Source organism: Pseudomonas sp. HAR-UPW-AIA-41 (assembly GCF_002304225.1).
In the GTDB taxonomy this organism is placed as follows: domain Bacteria; phylum Pseudomonadota; class Gammaproteobacteria; order Pseudomonadales; family Pseudomonadaceae; genus Aquipseudomonas.
Map to the genome: position 1 here is coordinate 388,810 of NZ_NSLB01000001.1, position 14,466 is coordinate 403,275.

13 protein-coding genes and 2 tRNA genes are annotated in these 14,466 nt (G+C 64.3%); 10 read left to right on the forward strand and 5 right to left on the reverse strand.

Going from position 1 to position 14,466, the window contains the following annotated elements; translation table 11 throughout:
• The first annotated feature begins 82 nt into the window (after positions 1 to 82).
• The 6 genes from CK486_RS01825 to CK486_RS01850 all read left to right on the forward strand — a co-directional run bounded on the left by CK486_RS01825 (position 83) and on the right by CK486_RS01850 (position 4,090).
• Positions 83 to 158: transfer RNA gene (locus CK486_RS01825), tRNA-Ala, on the forward strand.
• 41 nt (positions 159 to 199) lie between these two features.
• Positions 200 to 275: transfer RNA gene (locus tag CK486_RS01830), tRNA-Glu, on the forward strand.
• A 155-nt stretch (positions 276 to 430) separates the two neighbouring features.
• Positions 431 to 1,096, forward strand: a complete 666-nt coding sequence (locus CK486_RS01835; RefSeq protein WP_095938571.1) for a 6-phosphogluconolactonase — start codon at positions 431 to 433, stop codon at positions 1,094 to 1,096.
• Between the two features lie 92 nt (positions 1,097 to 1,188).
• Positions 1,189 to 3,000 carry a phosphogluconate dehydratase gene (gene edd / locus CK486_RS01840; RefSeq protein ID WP_218192091.1) on the forward strand — a complete coding sequence of 604 codons (1,812 nt, stop codon included), beginning with the start codon at positions 1,189 to 1,191 and terminating at the stop codon, positions 2,998 to 3,000.
• Complete coding sequence (locus tag CK486_RS01845; RefSeq protein WP_095938573.1) at positions 3,000 to 3,650, forward strand: bifunctional 4-hydroxy-2-oxoglutarate aldolase/2-dehydro-3-deoxy-phosphogluconate aldolase; 651 nt, start codon at positions 3,000 to 3,002, stop codon at positions 3,648 to 3,650. The genes edd and CK486_RS01845 overlap by 1 nt, the downstream gene beginning before the upstream one ends.
• Positions 3,647 to 4,090 carry a thioesterase family protein gene (locus CK486_RS01850; protein WP_095938574.1) on the forward strand — a complete coding sequence of 148 codons (444 nt, stop codon included), beginning with the start codon at positions 3,647 to 3,649 and terminating at the stop codon, positions 4,088 to 4,090. The genes CK486_RS01845 and CK486_RS01850 overlap by 4 nt, the downstream gene beginning before the upstream one ends.
• Positions 4,091 to 4,093: 3 nt before the next feature.
• On the opposite strand, the gene CK486_RS01855 is transcribed toward CK486_RS01850, so the two are convergent.
• The 3 genes from CK486_RS01855 to CK486_RS01865 are packed head-to-tail and all read right to left on the reverse strand — an operon-like array spanning position 4,094 to position 6,657.
• Positions 4,094 to 5,107: a zinc-binding alcohol dehydrogenase family protein gene (locus CK486_RS01855; RefSeq protein WP_095938575.1), complete on the reverse strand. Its 1,014-nt coding sequence runs from the start codon at positions 5,105 to 5,107 to the stop codon at positions 4,094 to 4,096.
• Positions 5,108 to 5,119: 12 nt separating this feature from the next.
• Complete coding sequence (locus CK486_RS01860; RefSeq protein WP_095938576.1) at positions 5,120 to 6,241, reverse strand: alkene reductase; 1,122 nt, start codon at positions 6,239 to 6,241, stop codon at positions 5,120 to 5,122.
• 38 nt (positions 6,242 to 6,279) lie between these two features.
• On the reverse strand, positions 6,280 to 6,657 hold the full coding sequence (locus CK486_RS01865; RefSeq protein ID WP_095938577.1) for a hypothetical protein: 378 nt from the start codon (positions 6,655 to 6,657) through the stop codon (positions 6,280 to 6,282).
• A gap of 96 nt (positions 6,658 to 6,753) precedes the next feature.
• On the opposite strand from CK486_RS01865, the gene CK486_RS01870 reads away from it, so the two are divergent.
• The 4 genes from CK486_RS01870 to CK486_RS01885 all read left to right on the forward strand — a co-directional run bounded on the left by CK486_RS01870 (position 6,754) and on the right by CK486_RS01885 (position 11,686).
• Entirely contained in the window at positions 6,754 to 7,656 is a 903-nt protein-coding gene (locus CK486_RS01870) for a LysR family transcriptional regulator (RefSeq protein WP_095938578.1), read from the forward strand.
• An 85-nt stretch (positions 7,657 to 7,741) separates the two neighbouring features.
• Complete coding sequence (locus CK486_RS01875) at positions 7,742 to 8,695, forward strand: tRNA-dihydrouridine synthase (RefSeq protein WP_095939038.1); 954 nt, start codon at positions 7,742 to 7,744, stop codon at positions 8,693 to 8,695.
• A 382-nt stretch (positions 8,696 to 9,077) separates the two neighbouring features.
• Positions 9,078 to 10,391: an FAD-binding oxidoreductase gene (locus tag CK486_RS01880; protein WP_095938579.1), complete on the forward strand. Its 1,314-nt coding sequence runs from the start codon at positions 9,078 to 9,080 to the stop codon at positions 10,389 to 10,391.
• A gap of 185 nt (positions 10,392 to 10,576) precedes the next feature.
• The gene (locus CK486_RS01885; protein ID WP_095938580.1) at positions 10,577 to 11,686 is read left to right on the forward strand and encodes a glycoside hydrolase family 5 protein; all 1,110 of its coding nucleotides are present in this window, start codon (positions 10,577 to 10,579) and stop codon (positions 11,684 to 11,686) included.
• Between the two features lie 12 nt (positions 11,687 to 11,698).
• Here CK486_RS01885 and CK486_RS01890 read toward each other — a convergent pair whose 3' ends face one another.
• Both CK486_RS01890 and glk read right to left on the reverse strand, forming a co-directional pair.
• Positions 11,699 to 13,456, reverse strand: a complete 1,758-nt coding sequence (locus tag CK486_RS01890) for an ABC transporter ATP-binding protein/permease (RefSeq protein WP_095938581.1) — start codon at positions 13,454 to 13,456, stop codon at positions 11,699 to 11,701.
• A 2-nt stretch (positions 13,457 to 13,458) separates the two neighbouring features.
• Positions 13,459 to 14,427, reverse strand: a complete 969-nt coding sequence (gene glk, locus CK486_RS01895; RefSeq protein ID WP_095938582.1) for a glucokinase — start codon at positions 14,425 to 14,427, stop codon at positions 13,459 to 13,461.
• Between the last annotated feature and the right edge of the window lie 39 nt (positions 14,428 to 14,466).

The window sequence follows — 14,466 nt, forward strand, 5'->3', positions numbered from 1 at the left end:
AGATTTGCAGAGTCCACCCAGCCGGAACTGCAAATCGCGATCTGAAAAGTTCGCACCCTGTTTCAGGGGTTACTTGTTTCACGGGGCTATAGCTCAGCTGGGAGAGCGCTTGCATGGCATGCAAGAGGTCGACGGTTCGATCCCGTCTAGCTCCACCAAATTTCCAGCAAGCTGCGCAAGCGGTTTGCACGAAGGTTTCGTCCCCTTCGTCTAGTGGCCTAGGACACCGCCCTTTCACGGCGGTAACAGGGGTTCGAGTCCCCTAGGGGACGCCAATTTTCATTTCCCGGTTTTCGGGTTCAAGGGCCATCCCACGGGATGGCCCTTTTGTTTTGTCTCGATTTTCTCTTCCGTCGCTGTTACCGGCGTGTGGCTGCCGGCGCCTGCTCGAATGGGGCATGATGAGGCCTGATGTCAGGAGAGACTGATCATGTCCGCCGTTCTGCATACCTTTGCGACCCGCAGCGCCTGTCTGCAGGCTCTGGCTGATGAGCTGGTGACCCGCCTGCAGCGCGCCGTTGCCGGGCAGGGGCATGCCAGCCTGTTATTGCCCGGTGGCAGCTCTCCCGCCCCCTTGTTGCCGTTGCTGGCTGCGGCCGAACTGGACTGGTCGCAGGTAATGGCCAGCCCCAGCGATGAGCGCTGGGTTCAAGCCGGGGACGAACAGAGCAATCTGCGCCTTCTGCGCGCGGGTGTTCCGGGCGCGCAGTGGCTTGATCCGCGCCAGGGTTCGACGCCAGAGCAGGCGGCGCAGCGCTGGGGAGAGCAACTGCAGTCGTGGCTGCCCATGACCGCCGTGTTGCTGGGGATGGGTGAAGATGGCCATTTTGCTTCGCTGTTCCCGGGCATGCCAGGGCTGGAGGCGGCGCTGAATGTGGCCGCCGAACCGGCAGCGCTGCCGGCGCAGGCGCCGAGCGAATCGCGACTGCGCCTGACACCGAATCTGGCCCTGTTGCGGCGCAGTGACTGGCTGGGCCTGCTGGTGTTCGGCGGCGCCAAACGTGCGCTGCTGGAGCAGGCACAGCAGGGGCAGGGCGACTGGCCGGTGCGTAAACTGCTGGAGTCGGGTATGGTGCAGGTCTACTGGGCCGAGTAAGGCCGCAGCGCGTTATGCTCGCTGCGCGGCTGACGTCCCCGTCCCAGAGCCGTTACACTCAGCGCATTCGCCGCTGAAGGACGTGCCTCATGCTGCATCCCGTGCTGGAACAGGTCACTGCCGCCATTGAGCAGCGCTCGGCGCCACGCCGCCGTGCCTACCTCGAGCGGTTGCAGCTGGCCAATCAGCGAGAGCCGCGGCAGCACCTGGGCTGTTCCAACCTGGCCCACACGTTGGCGGCGCAGCCCGAGGCGGCCCGGCTGATCGTGCGTCAGGGCGGTTCGCCGCACATCGCCATCGTTTCCAGTTACAACGACCTGCTCTCGGCCCATGCGCCGCTGCGTGACTATCCCGAACAGCTCAAACAGGCGCTGGCCCAGCATGGTGCCAGCGGGCAGTTTGCTGCCGGGGTGCCGGCTATGTGCGATGGCATTACCCAGGGCGAGCCGGGGATGCAGCTGTCGCTGTTCTCCCGCGACCTGATTGCCCAGGCCACGGCCATCGGTCTGACCCATGGTGTGTTCGATGGCGGTCTGTATCTGGGTGTGTGCGACAAGATCGTGCCGGGTCTTCTGATCGGCGCCCTGCATTTCGGCCATCTGCCCGCCGTGTTCGTGCCGGCCGGGCCCATGAGCTCGGGGCTGCCGAACAAGGCCAAGGCCGAAGTGCGCCAGCGTTTCGTGCGTGGCGAGGCCAGCCGGGAGGAACTGCTGGCGGCTGAGCTGGCGGCCTATCACGGTGAGGGCACCTGCACCTTCTACGGCACCGCCAATACCAACCAGTTGCTGATGGAGTTCATGGGCCTGCATGTGCCGGGATCGGCCTTCGTTCCGCCGCATGGCGAGTTGCGTCCGGCCATCACCGCGGAAGCGGCGCGTCTGGTGGCGCGCAACAGTCGGCATGGCGAGCGCCCCTTGCCGCTGGGCGTGCAGATCGATGCGCGGGTGCTGGTCAATGCGGTGGTCGGTCTGCTCGCCAGTGGCGGCTCGACCAACCATACCCTGCATCTGCCGGCGATTGCCAGGGCGGCGGGTTACGAGCTGAGCTGGGACGATATTGCCGCGCTGTCGCGGGTGGTGCCGCTGCTGGCGCGGGTCTACCCCAATGGTGCGGCGGACGTGAACCAGTTTCAGGCAGCCGGCGGCCCGGCCTGGCTAATCCGCCAGCTGCTTGAGGGCGGCCTGCTGCATGGCGAGGTGGCCACCGTGGCCGGTGACAGCCTGGATGACTATGCCCGCGAGGCATGGCTGGATCAGAGCGGTCTGAGCTGGCGTGAGGTGCCGGCTGAAACCTTCGCGCCGGACATCCTGAAGCCCCTGTCGACGCCCTTTGCTGACGAGGGCGGACTGGTCCTGCTACAGGGCAATCTTGGCCGTGCCATGCTCAAGACCTCGGCGATTCCACAGTCTGCCTGGCAGGTACGGGCGCAGGCAAGGGTCTTCGACAGCGAGGCGGCGGTGCAGCGTGCCTATGCCGCCGGCGAATTCAGCGGTGACCTGGTGCTGGTCGTGCGCTTCCAAGGACCACGAGCCAACGGTATGCCCGAGCTGCACAAGCTGATGCCCTTGCTGGCCAATCTGCAGCAGCAGGGACAACGGGTGGCACTGGTGACCGATGGCCGGCTGTCCGGTGCCTCCGGTCAGGTGCCGGCGGCCTTGCACCTGACGCCTGAAGCCGCGTGCGGCGGTCTGCTGGCCCGGGTGCGTGATGGCGACTGGTTAACTCTGGATGTGGCGGCAGGCACCTTGCATCTGGAGGTGAGTGAGGCGGAGCTGGCCCAGCGGGTGCCGGCCACTGCCAGTGAAGCGCAGGCGGTCGGTTATGGCCTGGAGCTGTTTGCCAGCCAACGCCGTTGGGTCGGACCCGCCGATCGCGGGGCCAGCTGGTTCGATGCAGGAGAGTGATGATGTTGACGATGGATCAGGTGTTGCAGCGTGCCCGCCCGGTGTTGCCGGTGCTGGTGATCGAGGATGTCGGTCTGGCTGTTGATCTGGCCCTGGCGCTCAAGGCCGGTGGCATCGAGGTGCTGGAGGTGACCCTGCGCACGCCGGGCGCGCTGGATGCGCTGCAGGCGATCCGTCAGGCGGTGCCGGACCTGCTGGTCGGTGCCGGCACGGTCATTCATGCCGAGCAGTTCAGTGAGGCCCGCGATGCCGGCGCCCAGTTCGCCGTCAGCCCCGGTTGCACCGAGCGTCTGGCCGCCGCCGCCGATGACTCCGGACTGCCGTACCTGCCGGCGGTGATGACGCCGTCCGAAGTTTTGCTGGCGCTGGAATATGGCTACCGCTCGCTCAAGCTGTTCCCGGCCAATGGCGCCACCAGCGTGAAGATGCTGAAAAGCTTCAAGGGGCCTTTCACCGGCATCCGCTTCTGTCCCACCGGCGGCATCACCCCGGACAACCTGCTGAGTTTCCTGCGCCTGCCCAATGTGGCTTGTGTCGGCGGTACCTGGATTGCCCCGGAGAATCTGGTCAAGGCGCGTGCCTGGGATCAGATCACCCAGCTGGCCGCCGAAGCCCGCGACATTGCCTCGACGCTGGAGCGCCGGGTGTGAGCTGGGGGCTGCCTGATCCCTTTGTCATCGATATCGTCGTGCAACCCGAAGATATCGATGGCCTCGGCCATGCCAACAATGCGGTCTATGTCAGCTGGCTGGAGCGCTGTGCCTGGCGCCATTCGCAGAGTCTTGGGCTGGACCTGGCCGAGTACCGCCGGCTGGACCGCGCCATGGCGGTTGTGCGCCATGAGGTGGACTACCTGGCCAGTGCCTACGAGGGGGATCAGCTGCAGCTGGCGACCTGGATCGTCGAGTCGGATCAGCGCCTGAAGATGACCCGGCATTTCCAGCTCAGGCGCCCGGCCGATGACCTGACCTTGCTGCGGGCGCAGACCACCTTTGTCTGCATCGAGCTTTCCACCGGCAAGCCAAAACGCATGCCGGCGGAATTCGTCGAGGGTTATGGCCGGGCACTTCTGACGCCGGTCGGTGCCTGAGATTCAGAACCCTTCCAGAACGATCTTGCCTCGGGCCTTGCCACTCTCCAGCAAGGCGTGGGCGCGTCGCAGGTTGCTGGCATTGATCTGCCCGTAGTGTTCGCCCAGCGTGGTGCGCAGCGTCCCCTGGTCAATCAGGCGGGCTACCTCGTCCAGCAGCTCGTGTTGCGCCTGCATGTCAGGCGTTTCGTAGAGCGAGCGGGTGTACATGAACTCCCAGTGCAGGGAGAGGCTCTTGCGCTTGAGTTTGAGGACGTCCAGCGATGCCGGATCATCGATCAGGGCGAGCTGTCCTTGCGGCGCCAGGCATTCGACCAGTTGATCATAGTGGGTGTCGGTGTGAGTCAGGCTGGCCACATGGTCGACCTGGGACAGGCCCAGTGCCTGCAGCTGTGGCAACAGGGGCTGGCTGTGATCGATGACGTGGTGAGCGCCCAACTGCCGCACCCAGTTCATCGTTTCTTCACGGGAAGCGGTGCCGATCACGGTAAGCCCGGTGAGTCGTCTGGCCAGCTGCGTAAGTATCGAGCCGACACCGCCAGCGGCGCCGATGATCAGCAGGGTTTGCCCGTTGCTGGAACTGTCCCGACGGATTTTCAGGCGCTCGAATAGCAACTCCCAGGCGGTGATGGCGGTCAGTGGCAGCGCCGCACTCTGAGCAAAGTCCAGGCTGGCAGGTTTGTGGCCGACCAGGCGCTCGTCGACCAGATGCAGCTCGCTGTTGCCGCCGGGGCGTTGCAGAGCGCCGGCGTAATACACCGTATCACCCGCTTTGAACAAGCTGACTTCGGCGCCAACCGCGCGTACCACCCCGGCCACGTCCCAGCCGAGTACCTTTGCCTGGCCAGCCTCAGGCGCGACGTTACGACGGATTTTGGTGTCTACCGGATTCACCGAGATGGCCCGCACTTCCACCAGTAGGTCCCTTGGTCCTGGTATGGGAGTGGACAGCTCAACGTCTTGCAGGCTCTGCTCATTGCTGATGGGCAGCGAGTCGAAATAGGCGACAGCTTTCATGGGGGTTCCTGTTTACGAGAGGGTGTGAGGCGCGGCCGTGTCCGCCAGCGCCGGGTAATCGGTGTATCCGTGAGCATCGCCGCCAAACAGCGTCGAGCTCTCGAAGTCTGCCAACGGGAGGTTGTTGGCCAGTCGCCGCGGCAAGTCGGGATTGGCGATAAAGGGGCGGCCGAAGGCGATCAGGTCGACCAGTCCCTGCTCCAGCAATGCGTTGCCGCGCTCGGCGGTATAGCGTCCGGCAACCATGATGGTGCCCGTGTAAGCTGCCCGCAGGGCCTGGCGGAACGAGTCGGGAATCTGTGGTGCATCGTCCCAGTCGGCTTCGGAGAGGTGCAGGTAGGCAATCTTCTGTTGCTGCAGATAGGCCGCCGCTTCGAGGATAGTCGGGATGATGTCCGGGCAGTCCATATTACGGGCGGTGATGAACGGCGCCAGGCGAATACCAACACGATGTGCGCCGAGTTCGTTGGCCACGGCGGCAACAACTTCGCGGAGAAAGCGCAGCCGGCCGTGACGGTCGCCGCCGTACTCATCGCTGCGCTGGTTGGAGGTGGTGCGCAGAAACTGGTCGATCAGATAACCGTTGGCGCCGTGAATTTCCACCCCGTCGAAACCTGCCAGGTCAGCACGCCGGGCGGCCTGGCGGAAGTCCTCGATGATGTTCTTGATATCGCTTTGGCTTAGGGCGCGGGGCGTCGGACAATCGACCATGCGGCCGACACCATCGTCGCCAACTACCCAGACCTGGGCGTCCGGGGCCAGCGCCGACGGCGCTACTGGCAGACCATCGGGGTGAAAGCTGGCATGCGACATGCGCCCCACATGCCATAGCTGCAGGAAGATGCGTCCGCCTGCGGCATGCACCGCTTCTGTCACCTGACGCCAGCCGTCGACCTGCGCCTGACTGTGAATGCCAGGGGTGAAGCTGTAACCCTTGCCCTGCGGACTGATCTGGGTGGCCTCGCTGATGATCAGACCGGCAGAGGCGCGCTGGGCGTAGTAGCTGGCCATCAATGCAGTGGGAATATCGCCGGGCTGGCCACTGCGGGCGCGTGTCATCGGCGCCATGACAATACGATTGGGTAGGCTCAGCGTGCCCAGGGACCCTGGGGAAAACAGTTTTGCGGTGGTCATCACCTTCTCCTAAGCGTCGGTCATTGTGCAGGCTAGCCTCAGCGGGCCGGTGTTTGGGGCGTTTTTCTGGCGTTGAGTTCCAGCAGCAGACCACCGGGTAGTTGTACGAAGCATTGCCACAGGGATTCCCCCGGAACCTCAGTCAGGTGGTAAGGCAGTCCGCTGAGTTCCACCCGCTGCAATACCATCTCGGCTGGGCTGTCTGTATGCAGTGCCAGATGGCTCAGATGATCGTGACTGAAGGCGTCGCGTTCGATGATGTGCACCAGAGCCTGACTGCCTTGGTAGAGCCAGCGACCAGGGAAAGGAAAGGGTGGGCGAGCTCCAGGTTGCAGATCCAGTAAAGCGGAAAAGGCCTCCTGCAGATGGGCGCCATTGGCGCTATTGAAGGCCAGATGATCAAAGTGCCAGTGCATGGTTCGCTCTCCGTTTTCAAGAGAACTTATGATCATCTACTAATAATTCGCTATAAAGTGCCTGTATTCAGAATGACCTGTTAAGAAAATTTAAGAATGACCACGCTTCTGGATTTGGAAATCTTTGTTCGCACGGCAGACAGCGGTAGCTTTTCGGCGGCTGCCCGCAGTTTGGGGCTCACGCCTGCGGCGGCGAGTCTTTCCATCAAACGCCTGGAAAAAAGCCTGGGTATTGCCTTGCTGGTGCGTTCAACGCGCAGTCTCCGACTGACCGAGGAAGGTCGTCACTACCTCGATAGCGTGCGTCTGGCCCTCGGCGCCCTGAGCGAGGCCAAGCAGGCACTGGGTCAGCAGTCATCTGGGCTCAGTGGCACGCTTCAGCTCACGGCACCCTCGGACTTTGGCCGCAATGTTCTGTTGCCGTGGCTGGATGAGTTCCGTCTGGAGCATCCTCATCTTCGTCTGAACTTGCGCCTCAATGACCGCAACACCGATCTGATTCGTGAACCGGTGGATCTTGCCCTGCGCTATGGCGTGCCCAACGACTCCTCTCTGGTGGCGTTACCCGTGGTGCCGGAACACCGTCGTGTGGCTTGTGCCAGTCCTGAGTACCTGGCTCGTCATGGCTGTCCGGCCAGCCCGCTGGAGTTGGAGCAACACAAGGCAGTGCTCTATCGGCTCGGTGACCGCCGCTATGACGAATGGCGCTTCAGCCAGGGTGATATGACGCAGGAAGTAGGGGTCCGTGGTGAGCTGGAGTGTGATGATGGGGAGGTGGCGCGTCGCTGGGCGTTGGCCGGGCATGGCATCGTCTATAAGGCGCAGCTGGATGTGCAGGCCGATTTGCGTAGCGGTCGGCTGGTTGCTCTGTTTCCCGACTGGCAGGGTGAGCGAGTTCCACTGAACCTGCTATGCCCGCAACGGGCGCAGGTGACTGAGCGAGTCCGGCTGTTGCAGCAGTTCCTCCGGCACCACTGCAACGAGTGGCTGAGCGTCTGAGCGGCGTTTGGCGACCGACGTGGCTTGGATTTGCCGGGGTGGGCCTCTAGAATCGCCGCCCCGTTTGCCTGCCGAGACTGCTGCCGTGCAAATCGCCTTGGCCCCGATGGAGGGGCTGGTCGACGAAATCCTGCGTGATGTGCTGACGCGTGCCGGTGGCATCGACTGGTGCGTGACCGAGTTCATCCGCATCTGTGACCGCCTACTGCCGGCCTCGGCCTTCTACAAGCTGGCGCCGGAGCTGGCGCATGGCTCACAGACCCGGGCCGGCACGCCAATGCGTGTGCAGCTGCTGGGCTCCGATCCGGTCTGTCTGGCTGAGAATGCGGCCTACGCCTGCGAGCTGGGGGCGCCGGTGATCGACCTGAACTTCGGCTGCCCGGCCAAAACGGTGAACAAGTCGCGCGGCGGGGCCGTGCTGCTCAATGAGCCTGAGCTGCTACATCGCATTCTCTGCGAGGTGCGCCGCGCAGTACCGGCGGCCATACCGGTAACAGCGAAGATGCGACTGGGCTATGACGCTCCGGATGGCGCTCTGGATTGCGCGCGTGCTCTGGTCGACGGCGGGGCAGCGCAGCTGGTGGTGCATGCGCGGACCAAGCGCGACGGCTACAAGCCGCCGGCCCATTGGGAGTGGGTGGCCCGTGTGGCCGAGACGGTCCGGGTACCGGTGCTGGCCAACGGCGAGGTCTGGAGCCTGGCCGATTACCAGCGCTGCCGCGAGGTGAGTGGCGTTGCCGACATCATGCTGGGTCGCGGCCTGGTCTCACGCCCCGACCTGGCCCGGCAGATTGCCGCCTGGCGCGATGGCGCCGATACCACGCCGATGACCTGGGCCGAACTCTGGCCCCTGCTGCAGGACTTCTGGCGGCAGGCGCGCGGCAAACTGGCACCGCGCTACGCCCCGGGCCGGCTCAAGCAGTGGCTGGCCATGCTGACGCGCAGCTACCCGGAGGCGGCGCAGCTGTTTGCCGAGCTGCGCCGGGAAAACGACTGCGAGCGCCTGGATGCACGCCTGCAGCAGTCGGTTATTGTTTGATATCTGTAAAACCAAAGATCGGGAAAAACTGATTTATTCAACGCAAATCCGCGTGCGACCCTGCATTCAGTCAGGTTTTTCCGGATCGCCCATGGCGCTTTTAACCCTTTCCACACTGTTCGGTGCTCTGTCTTTCATGGCAGGCAAGCACTGTCGCTGCAGTATGGATGGCTTGCGCTGTTTGCCGCTGGCGTTCTGGGCACTGTGGCACTGCCGTCATGCCCGTCCACCGGATATCAGTCCGTCATAGCACTGACCCATTTCAGATCGAGCCCTTTGGCTCAGCGGTTGTTGCAGGTCGTCAGTACCGGACAACCGAACCGTTTTGCCGCACCGCTGTGGTGCCGCCTCCCATAACCGCTTTGAATAACAGGGAATCCCCATGAACGCTGCGATCAAGCCCGTGACGCCTGCGCCCGAGCGCTGCAAGTCCTATTACACCGCCACGCTGAATTACGAGACCGATTACCCGACGGTACAGGGCACGGTGAAGGTCGATGTGGCCATTATCGGTGGCGGCTTCACTGGCGTGGCCACGGCGGTGGAACTGGCCGAGCGTGGTCTCAAGGTGGCGGTGATCGAAGCCAACAAGATCGGCTGGGGCGCGACCGGCCGCAATGGCGGGCAGGTCACCGGCAGCCTGTCCGGCGAAGGGGCCATGCACAAACAGATGAGTAAGACCCTCGGCAGCGAGGTCGAGGATTTCATCTGGCACCTGCGCTGGCGCGGCCACGAGATCATCAAGAACCGCGTGGCCAAGTACGGCATCCAGTGCGACCTCAAGCACGGCCACCTGCATGCGGCGATGAAGCCGGTGCACATGGCCGAGCTGGAAGCGTCCTACGAGGAGGCCGTGCGCCGTGGCATGGGCAGTGAGGTAACCCTGCTCGATGCTCAGGGCGTGCGTCAGCACCTGGAAAGCGACCTGTACTACGGTGCGATCAAGAACACCCGCAACATGCACCTGCACCCGCTGAACCTGTGCATCGGCGAGGCCAAGGCCGCCGAGAGTCTGGGTGCGCTGATCTTCGAACATTCCGAGGTGCTGGATATCGTGCACGGCGCCAACCCGGCGGTGGTCACTGCTCAGGGGCGGGTCGAGGCCAAGCAGGTGATGCTGGCCGGCGATGTTTACCACAAGCTCGAGCGCAAGAAGCTCAAGGGTCTGATCTTCCCGGCCATGGGCGGCATCGTGACGACCAAGCCGCTGGGCGACCTGGCCAAGCAGATCAACCCGCAGGATCTGGCGGTGTATGACTGCCGCTTCGTGCTCGACTACTACCGCCTGACCGCCGACGGCCGTCTGCTGTTCGGCGGTGGTGCCAACTACTCCGGGCGTGATTCGCGGGATATCGCCGGCGAACTGCGTCCCTGCATCGAGCGTACCTTCCCGGCGCTCAAGGGCGTGGACATCGAGTTCCAGTGGAGCTGCGCCATGGGCATCGTGATGAACCGCATCCCGCAGCTGGGCAAGCTGTCGGACAACGTCTGGTACTGCCAGGGCTACTCAGGTCACGGCGTGGCCACCACCCACATCATGGGCGAGATCATGGCCAATGCCATGACCGGCACGCTGGAGAAGTTCGACACCTTCGCCTCGTGCAAGCACATCAAGGTGCCGATGGGCGACATCTTCGGCAACCCGATGCTGGCTGCCGGCATGTGGTACTACCAGATGATGGAAAAACTGCGCTGATTGCCGCCCCACAGGCCTGTCTGGCCTGAGCTAAACAAAACCGATGCCAGGACCTGACATCGGTTTTTTAATGCCCGTGCCTTCGGTCCCGGGTCGATGCTCGGCGTGCGTTTGTCCTGCATCAACGCTTCGCACGGCCATGGCGCTATGCTCTCAAAGAGTTTGCAAACGGGAAGGACAAGGCTATGGGCAACGCCGCGATCAAACTGCGTGGGGTGAATCTGGGCAGCTGGCTGGTACTGGAGAAATGGATGGTGCCCAGCCTTTTCGAGGGGCTGGCGGCCACCGACGAGACGACCTGGTGCGCCGAGCTGGGCGAGGCTGCCGGGGAACGCCTGCGGGCCCACTGGCAGCGCTGGATTACCCGCGAGGATTTTGCCTGGCTGGCCGAGCGTGGCATCAACGCCGTGCGCATTCCCGTGGGGCACTGGATTTTCGGCCCGGATTATCCCTATCACCCCAGCTACGGCGAGGCCCGTCATCCCTTTGTCGAAGGCGGCATTGCCGTGCTCGACAATGCCATGGCCTGGGCGCAGGAGTTTGGTCTGCAGGTGGTGCTCGATCTGCACGCCGCGCCGGGCTGCCAGAACGGTTTTGACAACGGCGGCATCAAGGATGTCTGCGAGTGGCATACAAGGCCTGAATACCTGGAGCACTCGCTGGCGGTGCTGGAACGACTGGCCGAGCGCTATGGCCGGCATCCGGCGCTGCATGCCATCGAAGCCCTCAACGAGCCGCGCTGGGACGTGCCGACCGACTACCTGAAGGCCTATTACCTGCAAGCCTATGAGCGCATCCGCCGGCATGCGCCGGCCGAGCAGGTGGCGGTGGTGTTCCACGATGGTTTCCGCGATTTTCGCGAATACCTGGGCTTCATGCAGGCGCCGGAGTTCAGCAATGTGCTGTTCGATATCCACCGCTACCAGTGCTTCGAGCGTGGCGACATCGACATGGATATCTACGGGCACATGCGCAAGGCGGCCGGTGAGTGGAAGGCCGAGGCCGATGCCATCATCACCGAGCTGGGCCTGCCGACCTTCTGTGGCGAGTGGAGCCTGGGGCTGGACCTGAAAGTGGTGTCGCTGTGGGCGCAAGGGCCGTTCAATCATGCGCTGGAGCGCATGGACGATTTCCAGCAGAACGTGGCCTACCGTGGTTACGCCGCCGCCCAGTTGGCGACCTTCGAGAAGTATCAGGGCTGGTTCTTCTGGAACTACAAGACCGAGACCACCCCCGCCTGGTGTTTCCGCGAGTGTGTCGAGCGCGGCTGGTTGCCATCGAGCTTCGTGTCATGAGCGCCTGTGCCATCAGTTCTGGCGCAGCGTGCAGGTCGGCTGTGAGCAGTTCAGGAAGCGCGGTTCAGCCAGGCGGTTGAGCACCAGCTTGCGGCTGAAGTGACGCTCCAGCCCCGGGTGGAAACTGATCGACAGCAGGGTGCTGTTGGGCAGCTCCTGGTGCAGCACATCCAGCAGGCAGTCCTCGCCATTGGCGTCCGAGGCATCGGTAGCCTGCTCCATGAACACCCAGGCCGGGCGTTGCAGGATGACGCGGGCAATGCCCAGGCGCTGCTGGGCGCGCATCGGCAGCACGCGGTCCCAGCTGTCGCTTTCATCCAGCCGCGCAGTCAGCCAGGCGACGCCGGCGCATTCCAGCGCGTGCCGCAGTTCGCTGTCGCTGAAGTGGTTGATCGCATAGGGGTAACTGAGGGCCGCGCGCAATGGACCTTCCGGGAGAAACGGGCGTTGCGGCAGGAACACCAGCGGTGTTTCGGCGGGCAGGCAGATCTCGCCGCTGCCCCAGGGCCACAGACCAGCCACGGCCTTGAACAGGCCGATGGTCACGGCGGGGTCGCCGGCAATCAGGATGCGCTCGCCGCGCCGCACGCGCAGATCGAGATGCTCCAGCAGCACTTCGCCATCGGGGTTGGCCAGGCACAGGTTATTCAGGCTGAGGTGGCCCGAGTCGCCCGGGCGCAGCTCGATGCGATGCTCCATGGGTTCGCGCGCCTGCTGCTCCAGATCGAGCATGTCCTGATACAGACTGACCACGCGGTCGGCCGAGGCGCGGCAGCGGGCCAGCTCGCCCAGGTTGTCCACCGGCCAGGACAGGGCCGAGGTCAGGCGCTGGAAGGCCATGGCTGCCTGCATGAGGATGCCGAGGCTCATGAGCCCGGCGATGTACTGCGGGGCGGCGACCAGAATCGGGAACACCGGCAGCAGCGCGCCATAGCCGGCGGAGAACGAGACGATGCCCAGGTAGCCGAGGGTCTGGCGGTTCCAGCCGCGGCCGACATCGGCGAACAGGCGCTCGGCATGTTGGCGCTCCACAGGCTCGCCGTGCATCAGGGCAATCGATTCGGAGTGCTCGCGGGTGCGCGCCAGGCCAAAGCGCAGGTTGGCCTCCACGGTCTGCAGGTGGTTGGTGGCCTTGACCAGCGGGCGGCCGAGCAGCAGGCCGAGCAGGGTTCCGCCGCCAGCGTAGAGGAAGGCGAGGATCACCAGATAACCGGGCACAGCGATGTCGGTGCCGGGAATCGGCAGGCTGCCGGACAGGCCGTAGAGAATGTCGATGAAGCTGCCGAGAATCAGCAGCGAGTAGATCAGCGAGTGGGCCAGACCGATGGCTGAATCGGTAACGATGCGGATGTCCTCGGCGATGCGCCCGTCCGGGTTGTCGTGCTCGCCTTCCTTGAACAGCAGCTGGTAGTGATGGCCGCGACTGAGCCACTGGTCGAGCAGGCGTTCGGTCATCCAGCGGCGCCAGTCCAGCTGCAGCCAGCGTTTGACATGCAGGTGCAGCGCGGTGACCAGCATGGTCAGCAGGAAGATCACGGCGAAGGTGGCAATCTGCACCAGCAGCGCCTGCAGCGAGCGGTCTTCCAGGGCATCGAACAGTTCGCGCTGCCAGTAGCTGGTCCAGATCACCAGACCGACCTGGCCGAGTGTCAGGCCCAGCAGCAGGGCCACGGCAGTGCGGATGGTCCATTTGCGCTCGCTGCGCCAGTAGGGCGCGGCCAGACGCAGGAAGCGCCAGCGCTGACGGGGCGGACGGCTGCTGGGCTGCATGGCTAGTGCCGCCGCGCCAGTTGCAGGGCGACCTGGGCGGCGCCGTGCAGGCCGAGCAACTCATCGCGCACCACATGCAGGCCGATTCCGCTCAGCAGTGCCTGCATCGGCGGCTTGTCGGCAAAGGCCTGCAGCACGGCGGGCTGTTGCAGGTACGGCAGCATCTTTGGTGCGATACCCCCGGAAATATAGACACCACCCTCGGCCAGGCTGGTCAGCGCCAGGTTGCCGGCGGCGCTGCCGAGCAGGCGGGCGAACAGCTCAAGGCTCTGTCGTGCGGCGTCATCGCCCTGTTCGGCCAGCCGGCTGATCTGCCGGGCGTCGGGCAATTGCGGATGGTCGGCGGCTTGTGCGGTGAAGAAGGCATACAGGCGGCTCAGGCCACGACCGCAGAGGAGTAGTTCCAGACTCACGCGCCGGTAGTGACGACGCAGAAACTGCAGCAGCTCGATCTGCTGCTCATCGGCCGGGGCAAAATCGGCATGCCCGCCCTGGCTGGCCAGCGCCAGCGGGTGCTGGGCCGTGCCGCCCAGCAGAGCCATGCCCAGACCGGTGCCGGCACCGAGCAGGGCGCGGGTGCCGAGGCGGCTGGTGCCCGCCTGCAAGGTGGTGAGCGCTGAGTCAGGCAGCAGAGGCAGGCCATGGGCCTGGGCGGCAAAGTCATTGATCAGTTGCAGGTGCGGGATGTGCAGCTGGCGGCTGAGCTCACCGGCATCCACCTGCCAGGGCAGGTTGGTCAGTTGCACCTGCTGCTGGTGGACCGGGCCGGCAAGGGCCAGGCAGGCGCTGTTGGGCTGCTCGCCCGGCTCAAGGAACTGCGCCAGCAACTCCTGCAGGCTGGCGAACGCCTGACTGGGCAATACGGCCTGGCGCACGGGCTGCCACTGGCTGCCCTGAGCTTCGGCCAGTAACAGCCGTGCCTGGGTGCCTCCGATGTCTGCCGCCAGAATGATCATCCGTGCCTCGCTCATTCGCCTATTGCGCAAGACTAACCCGAAGCGTCCGGCTTT

Bases quoted from the DNA above. Each gene is read 5' to 3' on its own strand.
- CK486_RS01835 (WP_095938571.1), top strand. From the start codon at position 431: ATGTCCGCCGTTCTGCATACCTTTGCGACCCGCAGCGCCTGTCTGCAG.
- CK486_RS01845 (WP_095938573.1), top strand. From the start codon at position 3,000: ATGATGTTGACGATGGATCAGGTGTTGCAGCGTGCCCGCCCGGTGTTG.
- CK486_RS01855 (WP_095938575.1), bottom strand. From the start codon at position 5,107: ATGAAAGCTGTCGCCTATTTCGACTCGCTGCCCATCAGCAATGAGCAG.
- CK486_RS01860 (WP_095938576.1), bottom strand. From the start codon at position 6,241: ATGACCACCGCAAAACTGTTTTCCCCAGGGTCCCTGGGCACGCTGAGC.
- CK486_RS01865 (WP_095938577.1), bottom strand. From the start codon at position 6,657: ATGCACTGGCACTTTGATCATCTGGCCTTCAATAGCGCCAATGGCGCC.
- CK486_RS01870 (WP_095938578.1), top strand. From the start codon at position 6,754: ATGACCACGCTTCTGGATTTGGAAATCTTTGTTCGCACGGCAGACAGC.
- CK486_RS01880 (WP_095938579.1), top strand. From the start codon at position 9,078: ATGAACGCTGCGATCAAGCCCGTGACGCCTGCGCCCGAGCGCTGCAAG.
- CK486_RS01885 (WP_095938580.1), top strand. From the start codon at position 10,577: ATGGGCAACGCCGCGATCAAACTGCGTGGGGTGAATCTGGGCAGCTGG.
- CK486_RS01890 (WP_095938581.1), bottom strand. From the start codon at position 13,456: ATGCAGCCCAGCAGCCGTCCGCCCCGTCAGCGCTGGCGCTTCCTGCGT.
- glk (WP_095938582.1), bottom strand. From the start codon at position 14,427: ATGAGCGAGGCACGGATGATCATTCTGGCGGCAGACATCGGAGGCACC.